Here is a 24,256-nt window from a genome sequence, read left to right as displayed (position 1 = left end):
GGGCATGTGCCGGCCTGAGAGGGAAAGGCGGGTTAGGTTAAATCCGCCATCAGCACCTTCGAGCGGCGCTGATAGTTGTACATCTCTTTCTTGGATTCAGGCAGGGAATCGATATCCACCGGTGAGAAACCGCGCTCCTGGAACCAGTGGATGCTACGGGTGGTGAGCACAAACAGTTTGCTCAGGCCCTGCTGACGCGCCTGAACGGCGATCCGCTCCAGCAGCACCTCGCCGCGTGAAGAGCTGCGGTAGTCCGGGTGGACGGCCACGCAGGCCATTTCACCAATCTTCTCTTCCGGGAACGGATACAGCGCGGCACAGGCAATAGTGAGATTGTCGCGCTGAATAATCGTGAACTTATCGATCTCCATTTCCAACTGCTCGCGCGAGCGACGTACCAGGATCCCTTGCTGCTCCAGCGGGCGGATAAGCTCAAGGATCCCGCCGATGTCATTGATGGTGGCGCGGCGGATCTGCTCGGCACTCTCCATCACAATCTGGGTACCGATACCGTCGCGGGAGAAGAGCTCCTGCAGCAGGGCACCGTCTTCCTGATAGCTGATTAAGTGGCTGCGACGCACGCCGCTGCGGCAGGCTTTGACCGCCCCACGCAGGAAACGCACCGTGCCGGAGTAGTAATCGCCTTGTTCTTCCAGGGCTTCAACCCGTGCCTGCGCTTCGTTAGGGAACAGCTCAGAGACAATATTCCCCAGCTCGTTGATTACACCCTGCGAGGAGCAGAAGCCGATCATTTTCTCGGCTTTCAGCTTGATGGCCAACTGAGTGGCAATCTCTTCTGAGGTGAGGTTAAAGCTCTCACCGGTGACGGAGACGGCGACCGGGCCGGTCAGGACAATCGCACCGCCATCCAGCTGGCGGTGGATTGCCTCTTCATCAATACGACGAATACGTCCGCTGTGGCAGTAATCCACGCCGTCATCAACGCCCAGCGGTTGCGCAATAATAAAGTTGCCGCTGACCACGTTGATATGCGCGCCCTGCAGCGGGGTATTGTTCAGGCTCATCGACAGCCGCGCGGTAATGTCCAACTGCAGCAGGCCAGCGGCCTGCTTAACCAGTTCCAGCGTTTTAGCATCGGTGACGCGGGTATATTTGTGGTAAAGCGGTTCGTGCTGATGAACGGCCAGATTGGCTTCAATCTGCGGGCGGGCGCCATAAACCACCACGAGGCGAATACCCAGGCTGTGCAGCAGGCCGATATCATTAACTATGCTGGAGAAGTTTTCATGCTCAATGGCTTCGCCGCCCAGCATGATGACAAACGTTTTTCCCCGATGGGTATTGATATAGGGAACAGAATGGCGGAAACCCTGGACCAGTTCGATTCGACGTTCCTTCACCACAGCACAACCCCTTAATGAATGTTTATTCGTAATTTTTGTATTTTTATTCGAATATCACCTTGCGCGCAAGCCAAACTTTTTGTCGTAAGAAAGAAAATCAGACCGAAGCGCAGGTTAACGTATGATTGTTTACCCTTTTCTGGGTGACAGCTTATGCATCATTCGTTAAAGTTTTCGGTCAATTTGGACGTAATGAGAAATTATTCGATATCTTTGCTCGGGAGAGGCATGTCGGGATCCAGTAAAGCATTAAGTCGTCGCCGCCTTTTACAAGGGGCCGGGGCCATGTGGTTGCTTAGCGTAAGTCAGGTGGGGCTCGCTGCCGTCAGTCAGGTCGTCGCGGTGCGCGTCTGGCCATCGTCGACTTATACCCGCGTCACGGTCGAGTCAAACCGGATCCTGAACTATAAGCAGTTCGCGCTGAGCAATCCTGAGCGTGTGGTGGTGGATATCGAAGGCGTAAACCTGAACTCGGTGCTGAAAGGGATGAGTGCGCAGATCCGTGGCGACGATCCTTACATCAAGTCCGCGCGCGTCGGGCAATTTGATCCCAACACCGTGCGGATGGTGTTTGAACTGAAGCAGAACGTGAAGCCGCAGCTGTTTGCCCTCGCGCCGGTAGCCGGTTTCAAAGAACGTCTGGTGATGGATCTCTATCCGGCGAATGCGACGGATATTCAGGATCCGCTGCTGGCCTTACTCGAAGATTACAACAAGGGCGATCTCGAAAAGCAGGTTCCGCCAGCACAAAGCGGGCCGAAACCGGGGAGAGCCGGGCGCGACCGCCCGATTGTGATCATGCTCGATCCTGGACACGGCGGGGAAGACTCCGGTGCGGTGGGGAAATACCACACGCGTGAAAAAGACGTGGTGCTGCAAATTGGTCGTCGCCTGAAGGCGTTGATCGACAGAGAAAGCAATATGCGCGCCTACATGACGCGCAACGAAGATGTCTTTATTCCGCTGAAGGTGCGGGTTGCCAAAGCGCAAAAGCAGCGCGCAGATCTGTTTGTCTCAATTCATGCGGACGCCTTTACCAGCCGTCAGCCCAGTGGGTCGTCGGTGTTTGCATTGTCGACCAAAGGGGCAACCAGTACCGCTGCAAAACTGCTGGCGGATTCACAGAACGCCTCTGACCTGATCGGTGGCGTCAGCAAAAGCGGCGATCGCTATGTCGATCACACGCTGTTCGATATGGTGCAGTCGCTGACCATCACCGACAGCCTGAAGTTTGGTAAAGCGGTGCTGGGGAAGCTGGGCAGGGTGAATAAACTGCATAAGAACAGCGTTGAACAGGCAGGGTTTGCGGTCCTGAAAGCGCCGGATATCCCGTCGATTCTGGTTGAAACGGCATTTATCAGTAACGTGGAAGAGGAGCGCAAGCTCAAAACGGCGGCGTTCCAGCAGGAAGTGGCGGAGTCAATTCTGGCCGGGATAAAGGCCTATTTCTCTGACGGGGCGACGCTTGCCAGAAGAGGATAATCAGGGATGCCGGGTTAACGCCCGGTAAAATGACAAACTGCAGATACAAAAAAACACCCTTGAGGGTGTTATTTGTTTTAAGAAGTATTGGTTGCGGGGGCCGGATTTGAACCGACGACCTTCGGGTTATGAGCCCGACGAGCTACCAGGCTGCTCCACCCCGCGTCCGTCTTTCTACTCTGTAGAAACTTACTTCTTCACTTCTTCAAATTTGATTGGTTGCGGGGGCCGGATTTGAACCGACGACCTTCGGGTTATGAGCCCGACGAGCTACCAGGCTGCTCCACCCCGCGTCCGTCTTTCTACTCTGTAGAAAAATACTTCATCAAATTTTAATTGGTTGCGGGGGCCAGATTTGAACTGACGACCTTCGGGTTATGAGCCCGACGAGCTACCAGGCTGCTCCACCCCGCGTCCGTGGATGCGCACTATACTCGGATGACTTTTTGTTGCAACCCTTTTTGGTAATATTCATAAAATTAGGCTTTGTTTGAACAATTTGGCAACAATCAGAGTGTTTATTGCGCAAAATTTAGCTAAGGGCATGTAATCGCATTTCAATACCCCTGTCGGTTTGTTATCTTCAATTCGCAGAAACGGGCAACTTAAAGACGAGAGACAATGAAAGGACGTTGGGCGAAGTATCTGATGACGGGCGCACTGGTAACAATGCTTGCAGCCTGTACCTCCAAACCGACCGATCGCGGTCAGCAATATAAAGACGGGAAATTCACCCAGCCTTTCTCTTTAGTGAACCAGCCTGAAGCCGTGGGCGCGCCAATCAACGGCGGCGACTATGCGGAACAGGTGAGCCAGATCCGCAGTGCGTCACCGCGGTTGTATGGTTCGCAGAACACTATTTATAATGCCGTTCAGGACTGGCTCCGCGCTGGGGGTGATACTCGCACCATGCGCCAGTACGGTCTTGATGCCTGGCAGATGGAAGGTACCGATAATTACGGTAACGTCCAGTTCACTGGCTACTACACCCCGGTCGTGCAGGCGCGTCATACCGCACAGGGTGAGTTCAAGTATCCTATATACCGCATGCCGCCAAAACGTGGCCGCCTACCGTCCCGCGCCGAGATCTATTCCGGTGCGTTGAACGAGAGTTACATCCTCGCGTACAGCAACTCGCTAATGGATAACTTCATTATGGATGTGCAGGGCAGCGGCTATATTGATTATGGCGACGGTAGCCCGCTCAACTTCTTTAGCTACTCCGGCAAGAACGGTCACGCCTATCGCAGCATCGGCAAGGTGCTGATCGACCGCGGTGAAGTGAAGAGAGAAGATATGTCGATGCAGGCGATCCGCGAGTGGGGGGAAAAGCACAGTGAATATGAAGTACGCGAGCTGCTGGAACAAAACCCTTCCTTTGTCTTCTTTAAACCGCAAAACTTTGCCCCGGTGAAAGGTGCGAGTGCCGTACCGCTGATCGGTCGTGCATCGGTTGCCTCTGACAAGACCGTGATCCCACCGGGTACCACTCTGCTTGCCGAAGTGCCGCTGCTGAATAATGAAGGCAAGTTCAGCGGCCAGTACGAATTACGCCTGATGGTGGCGCTGGACGTGGGCGGTGCCATTAAAGGTCAGCACTTTGACATCTACCAGGGTATTGGCCCGGATGCAGGCCACCGCGCGGGCTGGTATAACCACTACGGACGCGTCTGGGTGCTGAAAACCGCACCGGGAGCAGGCAACGTTTTTAGCGGCTGAGTGTGATAATATTTCGGCACTGTTTTCCTCCCTCTGATTAACAGAGGGCTGGGGTGAGGGGCGACTCTCACCCTTTTTACATCTGAGGTCCTATGTCTGTAGTAATGAGCGAAGCCTGGCGCCAGCGTTTTGGTGGCACCGCGCGTTTATATGGTGAAAAAGCCCTACAACTCTTTGCCGAAGCGCACGTTTGCGTGGTCGGGATTGGCGGCGTGGGCTCATGGGCGGCGGAAGCGCTGGCACGAACCGGGATCGGCGCCATTACATTAATCGACATGGACGATGTTTGCGTTACCAACACCAATCGGCAGATCCACGCTCTGCGTGACAGCGTCGGGCTGGCCAAGTCTGAGGTGATGGCGGATCGCATCCGTCAGATCAATCCGGAATGCCGGGTAACGGTGATCGACGATTTTGTGACGGCCGAGAACGTTGCGCAGTACATGGGCGCAGGTTACAGCTACGTGATCGATGCTATCGACAGCGTGCGGCCTAAAGCCGCGCTGATCGCCCGGTGTCGTCGCAACAAAGTTCCGCTGGTGACCACCGGCGGCGCGGGCGGGCAGATCGATCCGACGCAGATCCAGGTGAGCGATCTGGCAAAGACCATTCAGGATCCGCTGGCGGCAAAACTGCGCGAGCGGTTGAAGAGTGACTTTGGGGTGGTAAAAAACAGCAAAGGCAAACTGGGCGTGGACTGCGTTTTCTCAACTGAAGCGCTGGTGTACCCGCAGGCGGATGGCTCGGTGTGTGCGATGAAAAGCACGGCAGAAGGGCCAAAACGGATGGACTGTGCCTCCGGTTTTGGCGCGGCCACCATGGTGACCGCGACATTTGGCTTTATTGCGGTATCTCACGCCCTGAAAAAGATGATGGCGAAGGCTGACCGTCAGGCCTGACGCGCCGCCTCCAGCACCGCTTCACTCAGCGCAGCCAGCCCCTGGCTGCGCGAGGCGCTCAGTTGGCCGCGTAGACCCAGCTCATCAAACAGCGCCAGCGGGCTTGCGTCCAGCAGCTGTGCCGCCGTTTTCCCTTCTACCGCCGTCAGCAGAACCGCCAGCAGCCCGCGTACAATCCGACCTTCACTGTCACCAAAGAAATGTAGCTTCTCCTCAATGCGCGTGACGCCAAGCCAGACGCGGTTTTCGCAGCCGGGGATCTCTTTTGCCAGCGCCTTCAGTTCATCGGACAGGGCAGGCAGCTGTTTGCCCAGCAGGATCAGCTGGCGATATTTGTCTTCCCACTGATTCAGCGGGGCGAAGGTCTGTTTTAACGTCTCTTCAGTGATGACGGTGCCGAACGGGTGTCCGGCCAGAGTTGAGCTTGTCATTCATCCACCAGCAGGGCAAGGGCGCGATCGACGGCAGCAACCAGCGCGTCGACATCACTTTGCGTATTATAAGGGGCAAACGAGACGCGCAGCGTGCCGTTGACGCCAAGTGCCGCCAACAGCGGCTGTGCGCAGTGCTGACCGGCGCGCAGGGCAATGCCGTACTCCGCCAGCAGGGTCACCATGTCACTGTGATGCACGCCAGCAAAATCGAACGCCAGCAGGCTCGAATCCTGCACGCGGAAAGAGCGAAAACCGGGGCGCTTTTGCAGGGCGTCTTCAGCAAGCGTTGCCAGGCCGCGGCTCCAGCTCTCGGCCTGATGCAGATCGATATCCGCCAGCCACTCCAGCGCTGCGCTCAGGCCAATCACCCCGGCGACGTTCGGCGTGCCGGCTTCCAGACGATAGGGTACGTCCTGGGTTTTAAAGCCGTCGAAACTCACTTCGGTGATCATTTTGCCGCCGCCGAGCCACGGGGTCATCTGTTCCAGCAGTTCCGCTTTGCCGTACAGGGCCCCGATACCGGTCGGTCCGTATAGCTTATGCCCGGAGAAGGCGTAGAAGTCGATATCCAGCAACTGCACGTCTGCCGGGAAATGTACTACCCCTTGCGCGCCGTCCACCATCACCACCATGCCATTGGCGTGGGCGATGCTGATGGCGCGGGCCAGATCCGGACAGCCACCAGTTACGTTGGACATCTGCCCCAGCGCGAGGATGCGGCTGCGCGGGGTGATCAGTTCCGGCAGGCGGGCGACATCTGCAAGGCGGTCTGCACCCAGGGGGAGCTTCACCACCCGGGCACCGGTTTGTTCGGCTACCATCAGCCACGGCACGAGGTTAGCGTGGTGTTCTGCCTCGCTAACGATAATTTCATCGCCCGGCTGCAGGTGTGGACGGGCATAGCACTGGGCCACCATATTGATGGCTTCGGTGGTGCCTCGCGTCCAGACAATATTTTTGCCGCTTTCGGCATTGAGGAGGCTGGCAACCTGATCGCGCGCGGCTTCATAGCGCGCGGTTAAGTGTTGCGCCTCGGCAAATTGGCTACGGTGAACATTGCCTGCGCTCAGGCTGTAAAACTGGTGCGTCGCGTCAATGACGGCCTGCGGCTTGAGTGCTGTCGCTGCGCTGTCAAGATAGACACCGGCATCGGCCAGCGCCGGAAACTGCGCGCGGAAATGGGCAGGGCTGAATGCGTTCATGGAATTCCTCTTCGTCATCGTCAGATCGTCGCGCAAAATGAGCGGCAGGGCAAGGAGGTTGATCTCTATCGGAATTGTCTGTTTATTCAAGCGTAACGGAGGAAGCAGGTTATGCTGAAATAGAGTCAGGAAGATGTTTTAGCCTGTTATTAATTAAGGTTCACATAGCATTAATTGCTGAAGGAGAAGAACATGAAAAAGTCTATCGCAATAGTTTCTGCCTGTATGCTGTCCTTTGCACTGAGCGCCTGTTCCAGCCCTAACTACGTGATGCACACCAACGATGGCCGCTCGATTGTTTCTGACGGCAAGCCGCAAACCGACAATGAAACCGGGATGATCTCGTACAAGGATGCGAATGGGAACAAGCAGCAAATTAACCACTCAGATGTGAAAGAGATGGTTGAGCTCAAAAAATAACGGAATAGCAGACAAAAAAAAGCACCGCAATTGGGCGGTGCTACATTAATCACTATGGACAGACAGGGTAAATGTACAGGAAGTGAAAAATTGGTAGCGTTGCTACCGAGGTCTGAATCGCAGACCAATTGCAAACACAACAACACAACATCACAACCGTAAGCCAAAAGCCCATCAGAACACGCATTCCAAAAAAAGCTTTTCGTTCCGGCTCAGGAAGTGCCGCCACTATAGGTATTTGCTGGTAGTTCCTCAACGGACAAATTATAATGGCTCAGATAAAAAAAACTAATAGGTTAAACGTTGTTTCCTGTTTGTTAAAAGCCGTTAACATCTAAGCCAGATAACCATGTCCAAGCGATTACCACCACTGAATGCATTACGTGTATTTGATGCAGCTGCGCGTCATTTAAGCTTCACGCGTGCGGCTGATGAGCTTTTTGTGACTCAGGCCGCAGTCAGCCACCAAATCAAGTCTCTCGAGGATTTCCTGGGGCTCAAGCTGTTCCGTCGGCGCAATCGTTCGCTGCTTTTGACGGAAGAAGGGCAGAGCTATTTCCAGGATATCAAAGAGATCTTTTCCCATTTAACCGAGGCGACTCGCAAGCTTCAGGCCCGGAGCGCGAAAGGCGCGCTGACGGTCAGTTTATTGCCCAGTTTTGCTATCCAATGGCTGGTGCCAAGACTCTCAAGCTTTAACTCAGCTTATCCGGGAATCGATGTTCGTATCCAGGCGGTCGACCGTCAGGAAGACAAGCTCGCGGACGACGTTGACGTGGCAATTTTTTATGGTCGAGGCAACTGGCCAGGACTGCGTGTCGAAAAATTGTACGCAGAATATTTGCTGCCGGTCTGTTCACCGCTACTGTTAACGGGTGATAAGGCGTTAAAAACGCCTGCCGATCTGGCGAAGCACACGCTGTTGCATGATGCTTCTCGTCGTGACTGGCAAACTTATACTCGCCAGCTTGGTCTGAACCATATCAACGTGCAGCAGGGGCCGATCTTTAGCCATAGCGCAATGGTGCTGCAAGCGGCCATCCACGGTCAGGGCGTTGCGCTGGCGAATAACGTGATGTCGCAATCCGAAATAGAGGCAGGTCGTCTGGTGTGTCCTTTTAATGATGTTCTGGTCAGTAAGAACGCGTTTTATCTGGTTTGTCATGACAGTCAGGCAGAACTGGGTAAAATAGCCGCGTTTCGCCAGTGGATCCTGGCAAAGACGGCAAACGAGCAAGAAAAATTTCGCTTTCGCTATGAGTAACACTCTCTTTTGCGCGCAGGATGCGCACTACTTTAGGACAGACAGATGACCAGCCGTTTTATGCTGATTTTTGCCGCAGTAAGTGGCTTTATTTTTGTTGCGCTGGGTGCTTTTGGCGCACATGTCTTGCGTAAATCATTGGGCGTTGTGGAGATGGGTTGGATCCACACCGGCCTGGAATATCAGGCGTTTCATACGCTGGCCATCTTCGGACTGGCCGTGGCGATGCAGCGTCGCATCAGTATCTGGTTTTACTGGAGCAGCGTATTTATGGCGCTGGGTACCGTGCTGTTCAGCGGTAGCCTGTACTGCCTTGCGCTGTCTCATCTACGCCTGTGGGCGTTTGTTACCCCGGTCGGCGGCGTTAGCTTCCTCGTCGGGTGGGTATTAATGTTAATCGGTTCTATCCGTCTGAAACGCAAGGGCGTTGTTCATGAATAAAGTTGTCTTATATTGTCGCCCGGGCTTTGAAAAAGAGTGTGCCGCGGAAATCACTGATAAAGCGGCGAAGCGCGACGTGTTTGGTTTTGCCCGCGTAAAAGAAAATGCTGGCTATGTCATTTTTGAATGCTATCAGGTAGAAGACGCGGACAAACTGGTTCGCGAACTGCCGTTTAGCTCGATGATTTTTGCCCGCCAGATGTTCGTTGCGGGTGAACTACTGAAAGATCTTCCCCCTGAAGATCGCATTACGCCGATTGTTGGCATGCTGCAAGGCGTGGTTGAAAAGGGTGGCGATCTGCGCGTTGAAGTCGCAGATACCAACGAAAGCAAAGAACTGATGAAGTTCTGCCGCAAGTTCACCGTGCCGCTACGTGCGGCATTGCGCGAAGTGGGGGTGTTGACCAACTACGAGACGCCAAAACGTCCGGTTGTGCATATCTTCTTTATTGCCCCAGGGTGTTGCTATACCGGGTACTCGTACACCACCAATAACTCGCCATTTTTTATGGGCATCCCTCGCCTGAGATTCCCGGCTGATGCACCAAGCCGTTCAACGCTGAAACTGGAAGAGGCGTTTCACGTCTTTATTCCTGCTGACGAGTGGGACGAGCGTTTGGCAAACGGAATGTACGCAGTCGATCTCGGAGCATGTCCGGGGGGATGGACCTATCAACTGGTGAAACGCAATATGTGGGTTTCTTCCGTCGACAACGGCCCAATGGCGCAAAGCCTGATGGATACCGGGCAGGTGACCTGGCTGCGTGAAGATGGTTTCCGCTATCGTCCAACCCGTAACAACATCACCTGGATGGTGTGCGATATGGTCGAGAAACCCGCGAAAGTGGCGGCGTTGATGGCCTCCTGGCTGGTAAACGGCTGGTGTCGTGAGACCATTTTTAACCTTAAGCTGCCAATGAAAAAGCGCTATGAGGAAGTTTCGCAAAACCTGGCCTACATCCAGCAGCAGATGGATGAACACGGCATTAACGTGGTGATTCAGGCGCGCCAGCTGTACCACGATCGCGAAGAAGTGACTGTGCATGTCCGCCGCTGGTGGGCATCGACAGGTGGACGTCGCGACGAGAGATAATCTCCCTCACTCTAACCCTCTCCCTATCGCGGAGAGGGAAGAGTCAAATCACCGTTCTAACCGCAACTGCTGTAAATTCCCGTCGAGCTGTAAATCTGTCTGTAACCGAGCCACGTCCCGGCAAATAAATGCCATCTCTTTGTGTGCCTCCAGTTTTTTGCGCCACTTCTCCGGCACCTCATCCAGATGCCCATAAATGCCTTCCAGATCCTGAAAATCGGTCAGCAGCTGAGCGGCGCTTTTCGGGCCAATGCCCGCTACGCCCGGTACTTTTGAGCTGCTGATCCCCGCCAGACCCCAGTAGTCCGGCAACTGATGGGGCGACACACCAAACTCGGCGGCAATAAAGGGAGCATCCAGCCAGCGCTTCTGGAAATAATCGCGGATGCGGATGGTCGGAGAAAGCAGCTGACAGTAGCCTTTGTCAGTGGAGACGATAGTGGCCTGATGCCCGGCACTGGCGATTTTTACCGCCAGCGTGGCGGCCAGGTCGTCCGCTTCGTTGCCCTGTGCGCCCCAGCAGGGCACACCGCGTTGCTCAAAGGCCGCGCGAATGACCGGCATTTCGGCGTGCAGATCGTCCGGCATCGGCGCGCGTCCGGCTTTGTAGTCGGCTAAACGCTGATGGCGCCAACCGGTATTGCGCGCCTCGTCATCGAACACTGCCACCACATGGGTGGGCTGACTGTGGCGAATAAGCTGCTCCAGCGCGTGCAGGCAGGTATCTTTGCAGGGCGTGCCCTGAACCGCGTGGATACGGCGAATTAAATTCAGCGCGTCGACAATAAGTAGATGAACAGCCACGGATAATCCCTCTTAAATCCAATGGATCAAGGGTAACACCGTCGGCGGGATGAAACTACGAGAGGCGGGGAGAACGGGAAGGAGCTTCGCAAAACGAAGCTCCTGTGGGGCTTAATCGCAGGTGACCACTTTCATTGCCAGTCCACCGCGAGAGGTTTCACGGTATTTGGCGTTCATGTCTTTGCCGGTTTCGTACATGGTTTCGATCACTTTATCGAGGCATACACGCGGCTCGCTGGTACGGCGCAGCGCCATACGTGCAGCATTGACCGCCTTCACCGAGGCAATGGCGTTACGTTCGATGCACGGCACCTGAACCTGACCGGCCACCGGATCGCAGGTCAGACCAAGGTTATGCTCCATGCCAATTTCCGCCGCAATGCACACCTGCATCGGGCTGCCGCCCAGCAGCTCAGCAAGGCCTGCTGCCGCCATGGAACATGCCACGCCCACTTCACCCTGACAGCCGACTTCTGCGCCAGAAATAGAGGCGTTCATTTTATACAGCGAACCGATCGCGCTGGTGACCAACATATAGCGTGCCAGCGAGTTGGCGTTCACTTCGCGAATGAACTTGTCGTAATAGGCCAGCACCGCCGGAACGATGCCGCAGGCGCCGTTGGTGGGTGCGGTAACCACGCGGCCACCCGCGGCGTTCTCTTCGTTGACAGCCAGCGCGAACATGTTGATCCAGTCCACGACCGCCATTGGATCGCTGGTGGTTTTATCGCTACTGACCAGCATCCGGCGCAGCGCAGCCGCACGACGCGGGACGCGCAGTTTGCCCGGCAGAACGCCCTCGGTAGTGATACCGCGTTCAATACCGCCGCGCATGACGTCCCAGACGTCGGAAAAGTGCTTTTCCAGCGCTTCTTTGCTGTGTAGCGCCAGTTCATTTTTCATCATCAGGCCGGAGAGCGACAGGCCACTTTCCTGGCAATGGCGCTGGAGGTCTGCCGCCGATTTATACGGATACGGCACCGCCACAGACGCGCTGTTGCTCTGACCAAAGTGTTCTTCGTCGACGATAAACCCGCCGCCGATGGAGTAATAAGTCTGGCTGTAAATTGCTTTGTCGCCGGCCAGGGCGGTGATCCGCATCCCGTTTTCGTGCAGCGACAGATTATCAGCATGAAAATTCATGCAGCGATCTACGGGGAATTCAACTTCATGTTCGCCATCGGCCAGCAGCAGTCGGCCATGGGTATTCACGTCCTGAATAAAATCAGGGATCGCGTCAATATCAACGGTATCCGGCAGGTTGCCTGCCAGGCCCATAATGATGGCGATATCGGTATGGTGGCCTTTGCCGGTGAGCGAAAGGGAACCATAGACATCAACCACCACGCGGGTGGTATCGCGCAAAATGCCGCGTGAAATGAGGTCATCCGTGAATTGTTTACCGGCTTTCATTGGCCCGACGGTATGCGAGCTGGAAGGACCAATGCCGATTTTAAAAATATCGAAAACGCTAATCATGATGCGTCTCTTGCTTTCCGTGTGTAGAGAAGGGTGCGCCGTCCGAAGACGGCGCGAGAGGAATTAAGCGAACAGCGAGAAGAAGATAGCGGAGATGGCAATCAGACCCATAATCACAACGAAGACGTTGCTGATATGGCCGCTGTATTTACGCATCGCAGGTACTTTCTGAATCGCGTACATCGGCATCAGGAACAGGATCATCGCGATAATCGGGCCGCCCAGGGTTTCGATCATGCCGAGGATGCTCGGGTTCATGGTCGCAACGGCCCAGGTGCTCACCAGCATGAACAGCGCGGTGATTTTGTTCAGCTTGTTGATTTCAATGCTTTTGCCTTTACCGCGCAGTGATTTGATCACCATGCCGTTAAAGCCTTCACGTGCGCCCAGGTAGTGGCCGAGGAAGGATTTGGTGATTGCGATAATCGCGATGATTGGCGCCATCCAGGCAATCAGTGGTGCATTAAAGTGGTTTGCCAGGTAAGACAGAATCGAGATGTTCTGGGCTTTTGCTGCTGCCAGATCCGCCGGGGACAGGCTCAGTACACAGCTGAAGACGAAGAACATAACGGTAATCACCATCATGATGTGGGCGCGTGCCAGGATGCTGGAACATTTCTTCTCTGCGCCCTGACCGTACTCTTCACGTTTCGCTACCGCGAAGGAGGAGATGATCGGGGAGTGGTTGAAAGAGAACACCATCACCGGGATTGCCAGCCACAGGGTCATCCACAGGCCTTTGCCGGTGGCAGATGCGCTGCTGAAGGACAGGGTTTCAAGCGCCGCGCTGTTCCACTGTGGGATCAGGTAGCAGGCCAGCACCATCAGAGCCACAACAAACGGGAAGACCAGCACACTCATCGCTTTTACGATCATCTGCTCGCCGAAACGCACGATGGTCATCATACCGACAATCAGAATCAGCGACAGGATCGCACGCGGTGGCGGCGTCATGTGCAGCTGGTGGGTCATAAAGCTTTCTACGGTGTTAGTGATAGCGACGCTATACACCAGCAGAATCGGGTAAATCGCGAAGAAGTACAGCAGGGTAATGAGTTTGCCTGCACCGATACCGAAGTGTTCTTCTACAACTTCGGTGATGTCTTCACCCGGATTTTTACCGGACAGCACGAAGCGGGTCAGGCCGCGGTGTGCAAAGTAGGTCATTGGGAACGCGATAATCGCCATGATAATCAGCGGAATTAATCCGCCAACGCCTGCGTTAATAGGCAGGAAAAGAACACCAGCGCCGATTGCTGTGCCATACAGGCCAAGCATCCACATGGTATCTGATTTACGCCATCCGCTTCGGGATTCAATCGAAGCAACGGTGCTGGTTTGGGTGGTTTCCATCTGTATCTCCGGGAAGTAGCTAAATGTCAGGTTTCTAGTCAAATCCGATGAAAAACGTCCTGACTGTAATATGAAATTCGTTCAGTGACGGTTTTTATATAATTTTCACCCGTCTCTTTTGGCGGGCGGAAAGATACATTTTAGTAATGGATCTATCAGTGATCGCGATCCCAAATGCGATAATCCACTTTTGATATGGATATATTTAGACCATTTGTCTGCTAAGGAATCGTCATGGCAAATTAATGGTCGCGAAGGCTACCATTAACGACATGCCGTCAGATAGAGGGCCTGAAAGATAGGTGACTTACGCTGTAAAGACGATTGTTTATAGTGTTTTTTTGCGGTTTTTGGCACTTAGGGATGATAAGACACGGTTTCAAAATCGAGGTAATCGTTTGCGTCGTGTTGTGAATTAGCAAAAACATAAGCGAAAACGATAGTGGATTGCGGACTATGTGTCTGACAGGAAGATAAAAGCCGGGCGGCGAGAACGCCTTACCCGGCTTAGGAAGCGGAAATGGTTAGCCCGGCTGACGCACGGGCTTAAAAAGGCTACGCACAAATCTCGTAACAAGGGATATAGGCAGAGCCTGGTAGCTTCATGCGGTGCTGAGCAACGAAGCCCTGCAGCAGATCGTCCATGCGGCGCATCATCTCGCGATCGCCATGAATTTTATATGGACCGAACTCTTCAATAGCCTGGATACCTACCTCTTTCACGTTACCCGCCACAATGCCGGAGAACGCCCGACGCAGATCGGCAGCGAGCACTTCCACTGGCTGATCGGGATACAGCTTAAGGTTCGCCATATTCTCGTGCGAGGGTTCGAACGGGATTTGCAGATCTGGAGAGATACGAATCGACCAGTTAAAGCTGTAGGCATCCCCGGTGTCACGGCGGTTCTCTTTCACCAATGGCATGGCCTTTTTCATCAGCCGCGCGACTTCTGCGGGATCATCAATGATGATGCGATAGTGACGACGCGCGGCTTCGCCCAGGGTGTGGACGATGAATTCATCCAGCACGCGGAAGTAGTCGGCGCTCTCTTTCGGGCCGGTCAGGATCAGCGGCAGTACCTGATCCTGGTTGGCCGGATGCATCAGAATGCCCAGCAGATACAGCAGTTCTTCTGCCGTGCCCACCCCGCCAGGGAAGATGATTATCCCGTGAGCGAGACGCACAAACGCCTCAAGACGCTTCTCGATATCCGGCATGATGATCAGTTCGTTGACCAGCGGATTGGGTGGTTCAGCGGCAATGATTGACGGTTCGGTCATGCCAATGAAGCGTCCCTCTTTATAACGCTGCTGGGCATGGCCCACCGCTGCGCCTTTCATTGGGGCTTCCATTGCGCCAGGGCCGCAACCCGTGCAGATGTTCAGCTCGCGCAGACCCAACTGGGTTCCCACGCGACGGGCGTACAAATATTCGTTCTCGTTGATAGAGTGCCCGCCCCAGCAGACCACCATGCTCGGTGCTTCGCCCACGTGCAGGGCACGGGCGTTGCGCAGAATAGAGAAGACCAGGTTGGTGATATGGACTGAGCTTTCCAGATCCAGATGCTGGAAACGCCCGGCATTGCTGATTTGACCGTTAACAAACAGAATATCGCGCAGTACCGCAAACAGGTTGGCCTGCAGAGCACGGATGATTCGCCCATCAACAAAGGCATCTTCTGGCGGGTTGATAAGCTCAAGCTTCACGCCACGTTCCCGGCGCAGGACATTAATATCGAAGCTTTCAAAGCGGGACAGCAGCTCTTTGCTGTTGTCGGTCAGGCTACCGGAGTTCAGAACGGCAAGTGAGCAGTTGCGAAACAGTTGATAAAGATCGCTGCTGGCCGTGCTCTTGAGCATGTCCACTTCCAGCTGCGACAACATATCCATTGAGCCAAGCGGGCTAATATGTGTAATCAAGTGAGCTCCTTATGGGACGTTTATCGTCTTTCCCTGTTGATTACAATAGCCCTGGCTTATGACCTTTCACAACCCAAAGCGCGGAAGCTAGCGCGCATATTGTGAAATTATTTCTGTTACTGACGGACTAAGCGGCCGGTTGCCGGCACGAAATCGGTATTGCTGCGCCACGGATTGATGTCCAGACCGCCGCGTCGGGTGTAACGCGCGTAGACACTCAGCGATTCTGGCTGGCAGAACTGCAGAATGTCATTAAAGATGCGTTCGACGCACTGCTCGTGGAATTCATTGTGGTTACGGAATGAGATCAAATAGCGCAGCAGCTTTTCACGGTCGATTTTTGCCCCGCGATACTGGATTTGTACCGAACCCCAGTCGGGTTGATGGGTGATCAGACAGTTGGATTTCAGCAGGTGACTGACCAGCGTCTCTTCCACTACTTTGCCGCTGGCGGCATTTTCCAGCCAGGCGGTATCAAACTGGTAGTTGTCTATCTCAATATCCTGATTATCAATGCAGGCGCCGTGGAAGTGGGCGATCGGCTGACCTTCCAGTTCGTCAACGCGATATAGCGCGACAGTCACGTTGCCTTGTGCACAGGCACTCAGATCGCGCTCCAGCGTGCGTTGAACCGCTTCCCAACTGTCAAAACGAGTCTGGTTAAAACTGTTGAGGTAGAGCTTAAAGCTTTTTGATTCCACCAGGTTAATGCTGGCGTAATCGAGTTCAACATGACCCACTGCCACCTGCGGTAAACCGCGGGCATTCAGCCAGGAGAGTTCATACAGGGTCCAGATATCGCCGCCGTGGAAGGGCAGAGCGTCAGCTTTCAGGCCCAACGGATCGCGATTGAGGCTGCGCGGCACGCCCTGTAACAGGCTGGCATCGTAGATGTCACGGTAGGCGGTGGTTTTGCCCAGCGTTAAGCCTGATAAGGCATCATGGTTTTCGTAAGACATGTTTCATTGTCACTTTAAAGGTAAACTATAGGACTGAGTGTATCCTGGCTTATATGAAGAGAGAAACCGGTGGATAAAGAGACTGCTGCGGCTTTGAAGGCATTTACCGCGCGCTATTGTGACGCATGGCATGAACAAAATGGAACATGGCCCCAGAGCGAAGCGCTGTCCGGCATTCCTTCGCCCTGCATTATTACCGCCGCCGGAGACAGCGTTATCTGGCAGCCTCAGCCATTCACGGCAGAACAGAATGTAAAGCCAATTGAACGTGCCATGAATATTGTGGTACAACCAGCCGTTACTGCGTTCTATACCACACAGTTTGCCGGGGATATGGGCGCTCGTTTCGATAACGAAACGCTGATGCTGCTACAAACCTGGAGCGAAGATGACTTTCAGCGCGTGCAGGAGAACCTGATCGGGCATCTGGTTACGCAAAAACGCCTGAAGCTGTCGCCAACGTTCTTCATCGCTACGCTGGACAGCGAACTGGATATTATCTCCGTCTGTAATCTTACGGGCGAAGTGCTCAAAGAGACAATTGGTACGCGCAATCGCCAGGTACTCTCTGACTCTCTTGCGGTTTTCCTCAACCAACTTCATCCCATCGTGTAATCCAGATTACTACTGCGTTTGTGAGAGATCTCTTACACAGGTTGTGAGAGATCGCCGTATCTGATCAAATTCTTTATTCACTCTTTCTATGAAAACTTATTAATTATCAGTGGATTGTTTGTTTTTCTCGGCAGTCTCGCCCGCGTTATCTCTTTTATCTGGCTTACAGGGTACCTTGTAAGACGAAGCGGAATAAGGGATTCTATGTCTGTCGACAGGATGCCGACGCAAGAAACGAACATCAGGATGATGGCGTTTCTTAATCTGGATACGTCAGGAAGGCGCAACAAGGAAGGCTTCAGGAAGAAGCAAGAGGATAACGCAGGACGCGTTGAAGGACACCTCCAGGAAGGAGAACGAGAGCCGGTATGGATGTCCGGTGGGTCAGGAAGGCCAGGACGTTTCAGGATGAAACAGACACATCAGGATGATGTGTGCAGGATGCAGCGGTCGAGGGATGACCAGACCTTCGGGTCAGAGGAAAAGTTGTCACGGATGAGCAGGGAGCACCAAAAAAGTAGCTGGATTGCTGCGAAACGAACCGGGAGCACTGTTTTTACAGTGCTCCCTTTTTTTATTTCTGCGCAGTCTTTGCTATGCTGCGCGCCGTTCAGTTTTTCAGTTGAGGTTTTCATGACGCATCACGACAGCGTGCGCGCACAGCTGCAGGCACTCGAAGCCTTATTGCGCGATCATCAACTGTGGCAAGAGACGGCGCCGCAGCCCAACGCGTTTGAGAGTACACAACCCTTCTGCATGGATACCCTGGAGCCGTTTGAATGGCTGCAGTGGGTGCTCATTCCCCGGATGCACGCATTGATTGATGGCGGTCACCCGCTGCCAAACGGCTTTGCGATTGCGCCCTATTATGAAATGGCACTGGATGCCGCCCATCCGGCCCGCTCTGTGGTGTTGGCAGAGCTGCTGGCGCTGGATGCGTTATTTGGCGACCCGTTATGATTGAGATCCTTTATCAGGACGAGTGGTTAGTCGCCGTCAACAAACCGTCCGGCTGGCTGGTTCACCGTAGCTGGCTCGATCGGGATGAGAAAGTGGTGGTGATGCAGACGGTGCGCGACCAGATTGGTCAGCACGTTTTTACGGCTCATCGGCTCGACAGACCGACGTCCGGCGTACTGCTGATGGGGCTGTCGAGCGAGGCTGGCCGACGGCTGTCGCAGCAGTTTGAGCAGCACCAGATCCAGAAACGCTACCATGCCATCACCCGCGGCTGGCTGACCGATGCCGCAACGCTGGATTATCCGCTGGTTGAAGAGCTGGACAAAATCGCCGATAAATTTGCCCGCGATGACAAAGGCCCACAGCCTGCAGTGACGAATTATCGTGGGCTGGCGACCACCGAGATGCCGATCCCGGTCAGCAAGTTCCCGACTTCGCGCTACAGCCTGGTCGAACTGGAGCCGAAAACTGGACGCAAACACCAGCTGCGCCGTCATCTTACGCATCTGCGCCACCCGATTATCGGCGACAGTAAGCATGGCGATCTGCGCCAGAATCGCAGTGCCGCAGAGCATTTTGGCTGCAATCGGCTGATGCTGCACGCCAGCCAGCTGAGCCTGACTCACCCGTTTACCCATGAGCCGCTGATCATTCGGGCCGGACTCGATGCGGTGTGGATGCAGGCGCTGTCACAGTTTGGCTGGTGCGGGCAACTCCCCGAAAATGAAAGGGTTGAGTTTGACGTCGCCAACGTTCAGGATGATCGGTAATTGCGTCTAATCAGGGAGTAAAACATGGCTGTAGTCGGAATTTTTGTCGGTACGATGTATGGCAATGCGCTGCTGGTGGCAGAAGAGGCCGAAGCTATTCTTGCGGGGATGGGGCATAAAGCCACGGTCTATGAAGATTCAGATCTGGCCGACTGGCAAAAATACCAGAGCGACTATGTGCTGGTGGTGACCTCGACAACCGGACAGGGCGATCTACCCGACAGTATCGTGCCGCTGTTTGAGGCCATCAAAAATACCCTCGGCTATCAGCCAGAGACGCGCTACGGCATTATCGCCCTTGGCGACAGCTCCTATGCGAATTTCTGCGGTGGCGGTAAGCAGTTCGATGCCCTGCTGCAAGAGCAAAGCGCCCAGCGTGTGGGTGAAATGCTGATGATTGATGCCTCTGAACATCCAGAACCGGAAAGCGAATCCAATCCCTGGGTAGAAAACTGGGGTACGTTGTTAAAATAAGGTCTGGCCCTCCCGGATGCGGAGGGCCAGAACCCGTTGCCAGTTAACAAAGCGACCTTACATCCAGTGTAAGGTCACTGAATCGAGTTAGCATTGGGCAATCGCCCGCAAATCCTTATCTGAATCAGGGGCAATAGCCGACATTTTCACTGCGTCAAGCGACCTGTTTCACACTCCCGCCATTCCCTGCCGCTCGTCTGCCGCTTACCAACAGGCAGTTTTCATTTCCGTGAAGTCTCTTCCATCAGCCAGGGCTTTTGCCATAAACAACTGAACATGATCGGACCAATGTTGTGTTGTTGCACGGTGAGAGGGAGCTTGATCCTTACTTATACTTTTTTCGCCAGTTAATAAAAATGCAGTCAGCAAGGCGATACGACCTTCATGTTCAAAACTGCAAAAAACACAAACACGTCATTCTGATTACCCTACAGGTTGCGTTGTTCAGAATGAACGTAGCGAAAAAGCTATGATTCAGGAGTGCAATAATGAGTACATTAAGCCAGGCTGCAAGCAGCGCTGAAAAGCGCACAAATGCTCGCTACTGGATTGTGGTGATGCTGTTTATCGTCACATCCTTCAACTATGGCGACCGCGCCACGCTGTCAATTGCCGGTTCAGAAATGGCAAAAGATATCGGTCTGGATGCGGTTGGAATGGGTTACGTTTTCTCCGCATTCTCATGGGCCTATGTTATCGGCCAAATCCCGGGCGGTTGGTTACTGGATCGCTTCGGTTCAAAACGCGTCTACTTCTGGTCCATCTTTATCTGGTCCATGTTCACCCTACTGCAGGGCTTCGTTGATATCTTTAACGGCTTTGGCATCATTATCGCGCTGTTTACGCTGCGCTTCCTCGTGGGGCTGGCAGAAGCGCCATCCTTCCCGGGCAACAGTCGCATCGTCGCGGCCTGGTTCCCGGCGCAGGAGAGGGGAACTGCCGTTTCCATTTTTAACTCCGCGCAGTATTTCGCCACGGTAATCTTCGCCCCTATCATGGGTTGGCTGACGCACGAAGTGGGTTGGTCGCATGTGTTCTTCTTTATGGGCGGTCTGGGCATCATCATTAGCTTCGTGTGGCTGAAAGTGATCCACGAACCTAACCAGCATCCGGGCGTAAACCAGAAAGAGCTCGACTACATCGCCGCCGGTGGCGCGCTGATCAACATGGATCAGACAAGCAGCAAAGAGAAAGTCCCGTTCAGTCAGAAGTGGGGCCAAATCAAACAGCTGGTGGGCTCCCGCATGATGGTGGGGATCTATCTCGGTCAGTACTGCATCAACGCATTAACCTACTTCTTTATTACCTGGTTCCCGGTCTATCTGGTGCAGGCTCGCGGCATGTCGATTCTGAAAGCCGGGTTTGTGGCCTCTGTTCCTGCTATCTGTGGCTTTATCGGCGGTGTGCTCGGTGGGGTCATTTCCGACTGGCTGATGCGTCGTACCGGGTCACTGAATATTGCCCGCAAAACGCCGATTGTAGTCGGTATGCTGCTCTCCATGTCGATGGTGGTATGTAACTACGTTGACGCCGAGTGGATGATTATCGGCTTTATGGCAATGGCCTTCTTCGGTAAAGGTATCGGTGCACTGGGCTGGGCGGTAATGGCAGATACTGCACCGAAAGAGATCAGCGGTCTGAGCGGCGGCCTGTTCAACATGTTTGGTAACGTCTCTGGCATCGTGACCCCGATTGCGATTGGCTACATCGTCGGCACTACCGGGTCGTTTAACGGCGCGCTGATCTACGTTGGTATTCATGCCCTGGTGGCGGTACTGAGTTACCTGGTGCTGGTGGGTGATATCAAACGTATCGAGCTGAAACCTGTTCCGGAGCGTTCATGATGAGTATGCAATCGAGTCCCGTTGTGACTGAAATGAAGGTGATCCCGGTCGCCGGCCAGGACAGCATGCTGTTGAATATCGGCGGCGCACATAACGCCTGGTTTACCCGCAACATCGTGGTGCTGACAGACAACGCCGGGAATACCGGCGTCGGAGAAGCCCCGGGCGGTGAAGTGATTTACCAGACCCTGGTCGATGCTATCCCGCAGGTGGTCGGCCAGGAAGTCGCCCGCCTGAACAAAGTGGTGCAGCGCGTACACAAGGGCAATCAGTCCGCCGATTTTGATACTTTCGCGAAAGGCGCCTGGACATTTGAACTGCGGGTTAACGCGGTGGCGGCGCTGGAAGCCGCGCTGCTCGACCTGCTCGGCAAAGCGCTGAACGTGCCGGTGTGCGAACTGCTCGGCCCCGGCAAGCAGCGCGATGCCGTCACCGTGCTGGGTTATCTGTTTTACCTCGGCGATCGCACCAAAACTGACTTACCTTACCTGGAACACTCTGCAGGCAACCACGACTGGTATCGCCTGCGTCACCAGGAAGCGCTCTCCAGCGATGCGGTGGTCAGGCTGGCCGAAGCGGCGCAGGATCGTTACGGCTTTAAAGATTTCAAACTGAAAGGCGGCGTCTTGCCGGGCGAACAGGAGATCGACAGCGCCCGCGCCCTGAAAAAACGCTTCCCGGATGCGCGCATTACCGTCGACCCGAACGGGGCCTGGCTGCTGGATGAAGCCATTGCACTGTGCAAAGGCCTGGGGGATGTCCTGACCTACGCCGAAGATCCGTGCGGCGCAGAGCAGGGTTTCTCTGGGCGTGAGGTGATGGCAGAGTTCCGCCGCGCCACCGGCCTGCCGGTGGCTACCAACATGATCGCCACGAACTGGCGCGAGATGGGCCATGCGGTGATGCTCAATTCGGTGGATATTCCGCTGGCGGATCCGCACTTCTGGACGCTTTCCGGCGCGGTGCGCGTCGCACAACTATGCGACGACTGGGGCTTAACCTGGGGCTGCCATTCCAATAACCACTTTGATATTTCGCTGGCGATGTTCACCCATGTTGGCGCAGCCGCCCCAGGCACGCCGACCGCCATCGACACCCATTGGATCTGGCAGGAAGGCGAAGCGCGCCTGACCAAAAATCCGCTGGAAATTAAAGACGGCAAGATTGCCGTCCCTGATGCACCGGGGCTTGGCGTGGAACTCGACTGGGATCAGATCCACAAAGCGCATGAAGCCTACAAGAAGCTGCCTGGCGGCGCGCGTAATGACGCAGGCCCGATGCAGTACCTTATTCCCGGTTGGACATTTGACCGTAAACGCCCGGCGTTCGGTCGCCACTGATTAAAGGATTGAATTATGAGCACATTTACTACGCCTGTTGTCACCTCCATGCAGATTATACCGGTTGCCGGTCATGACAGCATGCTGATGAACCTGAGCGGAGCACACGCCCCGTTCTTCACCCGTAATATTGTGATTATCAAAGACAACTCCGGTCATACCGGCGTGGGTGAAATCCCGGGCGGCGAGAAGATCCGTAAAACGCTGGAAGATGCCATCCCGCTGGTGGTGGGCCAAACGCTGGGTGCCTACAAAAATATCCTTAATGCGGTACGCGCTGAATTCGCCGACCGCGATGCGGGCGGACGCGGCCTGCAAACCTTTGATCTGCGTACCACCATCCACGTGGTAACCGGTATTGAAGCCGCCATGCTCGACCTGCTGGGTCAGCACCTGGGCGTTAACGTGGCTTCACTGCTGGGCGACGGGCAACAGCGCACCGAAGTCGAGATGCTGGGCTACCTGTTCTTTGTTGGCAATCGCAAACTGACCCCACTGCCGTATCAGAGCCAGCCGGACGAAGCCTGTGACTGGTATCGCCTGCGTCATGAAGAGGCGATGACCCCGGATGCGGTCGTGCGTCTGGCGGAAGCGGCCTACGAGAAGTACGGCTTTAACGATTTCAAACTGAAAGGCGGCGTGCTGGCAGGTGAAGAAGAGGCCGAATCCATTATCGCGCTGGCGAAGCGTTTCCCACAGGCGCGCGTAACGCTGGATCCAAACGGAGCCTGGTCGCTGGAGGAGGCGATTCGGATCGGTAAACAGCTGAAAGGCGTGCTGGCCTATGCCGAAGATCCGTGTGGCGCTGAGCAGGGCTTCTCCGGGCGTGAAGTGATGGCGGAATTCCGTCGCGCCACCGGCCTGCCGACCGCGACCAACATGATCGCCACCGACTGGCGTCAGATGGGCCATACGCTGTCATTGCAGTCGGTCGATATTCCGCTGGCTGACCCGCACTTCTGGACCATGCAGGGCTCGGTCCGCGTGGCGCAGATGTGTCACGAGTTCGGTCTGACCTGGGGCTCACACTCCAATAACCACTTCGATATCTCGCTGGCGATGTTCACCCATGTGGCGGCTGCCGCGCCGGGCAACATTACCGCAATCGACACCCACTGGATCTGGCAGGAAGGCAACCAGCGTCTGACCAAACAGCCGTTCGAAATCAAAGGCGGTATGGTGCAGGTGCCGGCCACCCCAGGCCTTGGTGTTGAGCTGGATATGGATCAGGTGATGAAGGCGCATGAGCTGTATCTGCAGCACGGTCTTGGCGCGCGCGATGATGCGATGGCGATGCAGTACCTGATTCCGGAATGGACATTTAACAACAAGCGCCCTTGTATGGTGCGCTAAGGCGGGTGCCGGTTCCTGCGGGAGCCGGCATTTTCTCTTTCGTTCCGGGTGTATTCTTATGGTAGTT

Annotated in this window: 22 protein-coding genes and 3 tRNA genes; 14 read left to right on the top strand and 11 right to left on the bottom strand. The window is 54.8% G+C overall.

The window, feature by feature from the left end; translation table 11 throughout:
• Positions 1–32: 32 nt before the first annotated feature.
• Positions 33–1,364 (bottom strand): amino-acid N-acetyltransferase, encoded by a 1,332-nt coding sequence (argA, locus tag M8013_RS07230; protein WP_271267118.1) that lies wholly within the window; start codon positions 1,362–1,364, stop codon positions 33–35.
• A 228-nt stretch (positions 1,365–1,592) separates the two neighbouring features.
• On the opposite strand from argA, the gene amiC reads away from it, so the two are divergent.
• Positions 1,593–2,846, top strand: coding sequence for an N-acetylmuramoyl-L-alanine amidase AmiC (gene amiC, locus M8013_RS07225; protein WP_271267117.1), 1,254 nt, complete (start codon positions 1,593–1,595; stop codon positions 2,844–2,846).
• An 88-nt stretch (positions 2,847–2,934) separates the two neighbouring features.
• Here amiC and M8013_RS07220 read toward each other — a convergent pair.
• The 3 genes from M8013_RS07220 to M8013_RS07210 all read right to left on the bottom strand — a co-directional run bounded on the left by M8013_RS07220 (position 2,935) and on the right by M8013_RS07210 (position 3,260).
• Positions 2,935–3,011: transfer RNA gene (locus tag M8013_RS07220), tRNA-Met, on the bottom strand.
• Between the two features lie 51 nt (positions 3,012–3,062).
• A tRNA-Met gene (locus M8013_RS07215) sits at positions 3,063–3,139 on the bottom strand.
• Between the two features lie 44 nt (positions 3,140–3,183).
• A tRNA-Met gene (locus M8013_RS07210) sits at positions 3,184–3,260 on the bottom strand.
• Positions 3,261–3,467: 207 nt separating this feature from the next.
• On the opposite strand from M8013_RS07210, the gene mltA reads away from it, so the two are divergent.
• The gene (gene mltA / locus M8013_RS07205; protein ID WP_271267116.1) at positions 3,468–4,565 is read left to right on the top strand and encodes a murein transglycosylase A; all 1,098 of its coding nucleotides are present in this window, start codon (positions 3,468–3,470) and stop codon (positions 4,563–4,565) included.
• A gap of 92 nt (positions 4,566–4,657) precedes the next feature.
• A complete protein-coding gene (tcdA, locus tag M8013_RS07200) occupies positions 4,658–5,464 on the top strand; it encodes a tRNA cyclic N6-threonylcarbamoyladenosine(37) synthase TcdA (RefSeq protein ID WP_271267115.1) in 807 nt (268 codons plus the stop codon).
• On the opposite strand, the gene csdE is transcribed toward tcdA, so the two are convergent.
• Together csdE and csdA are read right to left on the bottom strand one after the other, a co-directional pair.
• Entirely contained in the window at positions 5,455–5,895 is a 441-nt protein-coding gene (gene csdE / locus M8013_RS07195; RefSeq protein ID WP_271267114.1) for a cysteine desulfurase sulfur acceptor subunit CsdE, read from the bottom strand. The genes tcdA and csdE overlap by 10 nt on opposite strands.
• The gene (csdA, locus tag M8013_RS07190; RefSeq protein WP_271267113.1) at positions 5,892–7,100 is read right to left on the bottom strand and encodes a cysteine desulfurase CsdA; all 1,209 of its coding nucleotides are present in this window, start codon (positions 7,098–7,100) and stop codon (positions 5,892–5,894) included. The genes csdE and csdA overlap by 4 nt, the downstream gene beginning before the upstream one ends.
• 192 nt (positions 7,101–7,292) lie before the next feature.
• On the opposite strand from csdA, the gene M8013_RS07185 reads away from it, so the two are divergent.
• From M8013_RS07185 to rlmM, 4 genes are all read left to right on the top strand, one after another.
• Positions 7,293–7,520, top strand: a complete 228-nt coding sequence (locus M8013_RS07185) for a YgdI/YgdR family lipoprotein (protein WP_271267112.1) — start codon at positions 7,293–7,295, stop codon at positions 7,518–7,520.
• A gap of 349 nt (positions 7,521–7,869) precedes the next feature.
• Complete coding sequence (gene gcvA / locus M8013_RS07180) at positions 7,870–8,784, top strand: glycine cleavage system transcriptional regulator GcvA (RefSeq protein ID WP_271267111.1); 915 nt, start codon at positions 7,870–7,872, stop codon at positions 8,782–8,784.
• 45 nt (positions 8,785–8,829) lie between these two features.
• A complete protein-coding gene (locus M8013_RS07175; protein WP_271267110.1) occupies positions 8,830–9,225 on the top strand; it encodes a DUF423 domain-containing protein in 396 nt (131 codons plus the stop codon).
• Positions 9,218–10,318: a 23S rRNA (cytidine(2498)-2'-O)-methyltransferase RlmM gene (gene rlmM, locus M8013_RS07170; RefSeq protein ID WP_271267109.1), complete on the top strand. Its 1,101-nt coding sequence runs from the start codon at positions 9,218–9,220 to the stop codon at positions 10,316–10,318. Before M8013_RS07175 ends, rlmM begins: the two co-directional genes overlap by 8 nt.
• Positions 10,319–10,366: 48 nt before the next feature.
• On the opposite strand, the gene xni is transcribed toward rlmM, so the two are convergent.
• The 5 genes from xni to queF all read right to left on the bottom strand — a co-directional run bounded on the left by xni (position 10,367) and on the right by queF (position 16,833).
• Entirely contained in the window at positions 10,367–11,122 is a 756-nt protein-coding gene (gene xni, locus M8013_RS07165; RefSeq protein ID WP_271267108.1) for a flap endonuclease Xni, read from the bottom strand.
• A 111-nt stretch (positions 11,123–11,233) separates the two neighbouring features.
• On the bottom strand, positions 11,234–12,601 hold the full coding sequence (locus M8013_RS07160) for an L-serine ammonia-lyase (protein ID WP_271267107.1): 1,368 nt from the start codon (positions 12,599–12,601) through the stop codon (positions 11,234–11,236).
• 63 nt (positions 12,602–12,664) lie between these two features.
• Positions 12,665–13,954: an HAAAP family serine/threonine permease gene (locus tag M8013_RS07155; protein ID WP_271267106.1), complete on the bottom strand. Its 1,290-nt coding sequence runs from the start codon at positions 13,952–13,954 to the stop codon at positions 12,665–12,667.
• A gap of 555 nt (positions 13,955–14,509) precedes the next feature.
• Positions 14,510–15,874, bottom strand: a complete 1,365-nt coding sequence (ppnN, locus tag M8013_RS07150; protein ID WP_271267105.1) for a nucleotide 5'-monophosphate nucleosidase PpnN — start codon at positions 15,872–15,874, stop codon at positions 14,510–14,512.
• A 116-nt stretch (positions 15,875–15,990) separates the two neighbouring features.
• The gene (gene queF, locus M8013_RS07145) at positions 15,991–16,833 is read right to left on the bottom strand and encodes an NADPH-dependent 7-cyano-7-deazaguanine reductase QueF (protein WP_271267104.1); all 843 of its coding nucleotides are present in this window, start codon (positions 16,831–16,833) and stop codon (positions 15,991–15,993) included.
• A 69-nt stretch (positions 16,834–16,902) separates the two neighbouring features.
• On the opposite strand from queF, the gene syd reads away from it, so the two are divergent.
• From syd to gudD, 7 genes are all read left to right on the top strand, one after another.
• Entirely contained in the window at positions 16,903–17,448 is a 546-nt protein-coding gene (gene syd / locus M8013_RS07140; RefSeq protein WP_271267103.1) for a SecY-interacting protein, read from the top strand.
• 633 nt (positions 17,449–18,081) lie between these two features.
• Positions 18,082–18,408 carry a YqcC family protein gene (locus M8013_RS07135; RefSeq protein WP_271267102.1) on the top strand — a complete coding sequence of 109 codons (327 nt, stop codon included), beginning with the start codon at positions 18,082–18,084 and terminating at the stop codon, positions 18,406–18,408.
• Positions 18,405–19,178: a tRNA pseudouridine(65) synthase TruC gene (gene truC, locus M8013_RS07130; protein ID WP_271267101.1), complete on the top strand. Its 774-nt coding sequence runs from the start codon at positions 18,405–18,407 to the stop codon at positions 19,176–19,178. The genes M8013_RS07135 and truC overlap by 4 nt, the downstream gene beginning before the upstream one ends.
• Positions 19,179–19,202: 24 nt before the next feature.
• Complete coding sequence (locus tag M8013_RS07125) at positions 19,203–19,652, top strand: flavodoxin (protein ID WP_271267100.1); 450 nt, start codon at positions 19,203–19,205, stop codon at positions 19,650–19,652.
• Between the two features lie 488 nt (positions 19,653–20,140).
• Positions 20,141–21,496 (top strand): MFS transporter, encoded by a 1,356-nt coding sequence (locus M8013_RS07120; RefSeq protein WP_271267099.1) that lies wholly within the window; start codon positions 20,141–20,143, stop codon positions 21,494–21,496.
• Positions 21,496–22,836 (top strand): enolase C-terminal domain-like protein, encoded by a 1,341-nt coding sequence (locus tag M8013_RS07115; protein WP_271267236.1) that lies wholly within the window; start codon positions 21,496–21,498, stop codon positions 22,834–22,836. The genes M8013_RS07120 and M8013_RS07115 overlap by 1 nt, the downstream gene beginning before the upstream one ends.
• A 12-nt stretch (positions 22,837–22,848) precedes the next feature.
• Positions 22,849–24,189, top strand: coding sequence for a glucarate dehydratase (gene gudD / locus M8013_RS07110; protein WP_271267235.1), 1,341 nt, complete (start codon positions 22,849–22,851; stop codon positions 24,187–24,189).
• Positions 24,190–24,256 lie beyond the last annotated feature (67 nt).

It is taken from the genome of Silvania confinis (genome assembly GCF_025564085.1).
GTDB classification, from domain to species: Bacteria; Pseudomonadota; Gammaproteobacteria; order Enterobacterales; family Enterobacteriaceae; genus Enterobacter; species Enterobacter confinis.
The sequence above is the reverse complement of the archived record's forward strand: the minus strand, read 5'-3'. Positions and strand labels throughout refer to the sequence as shown.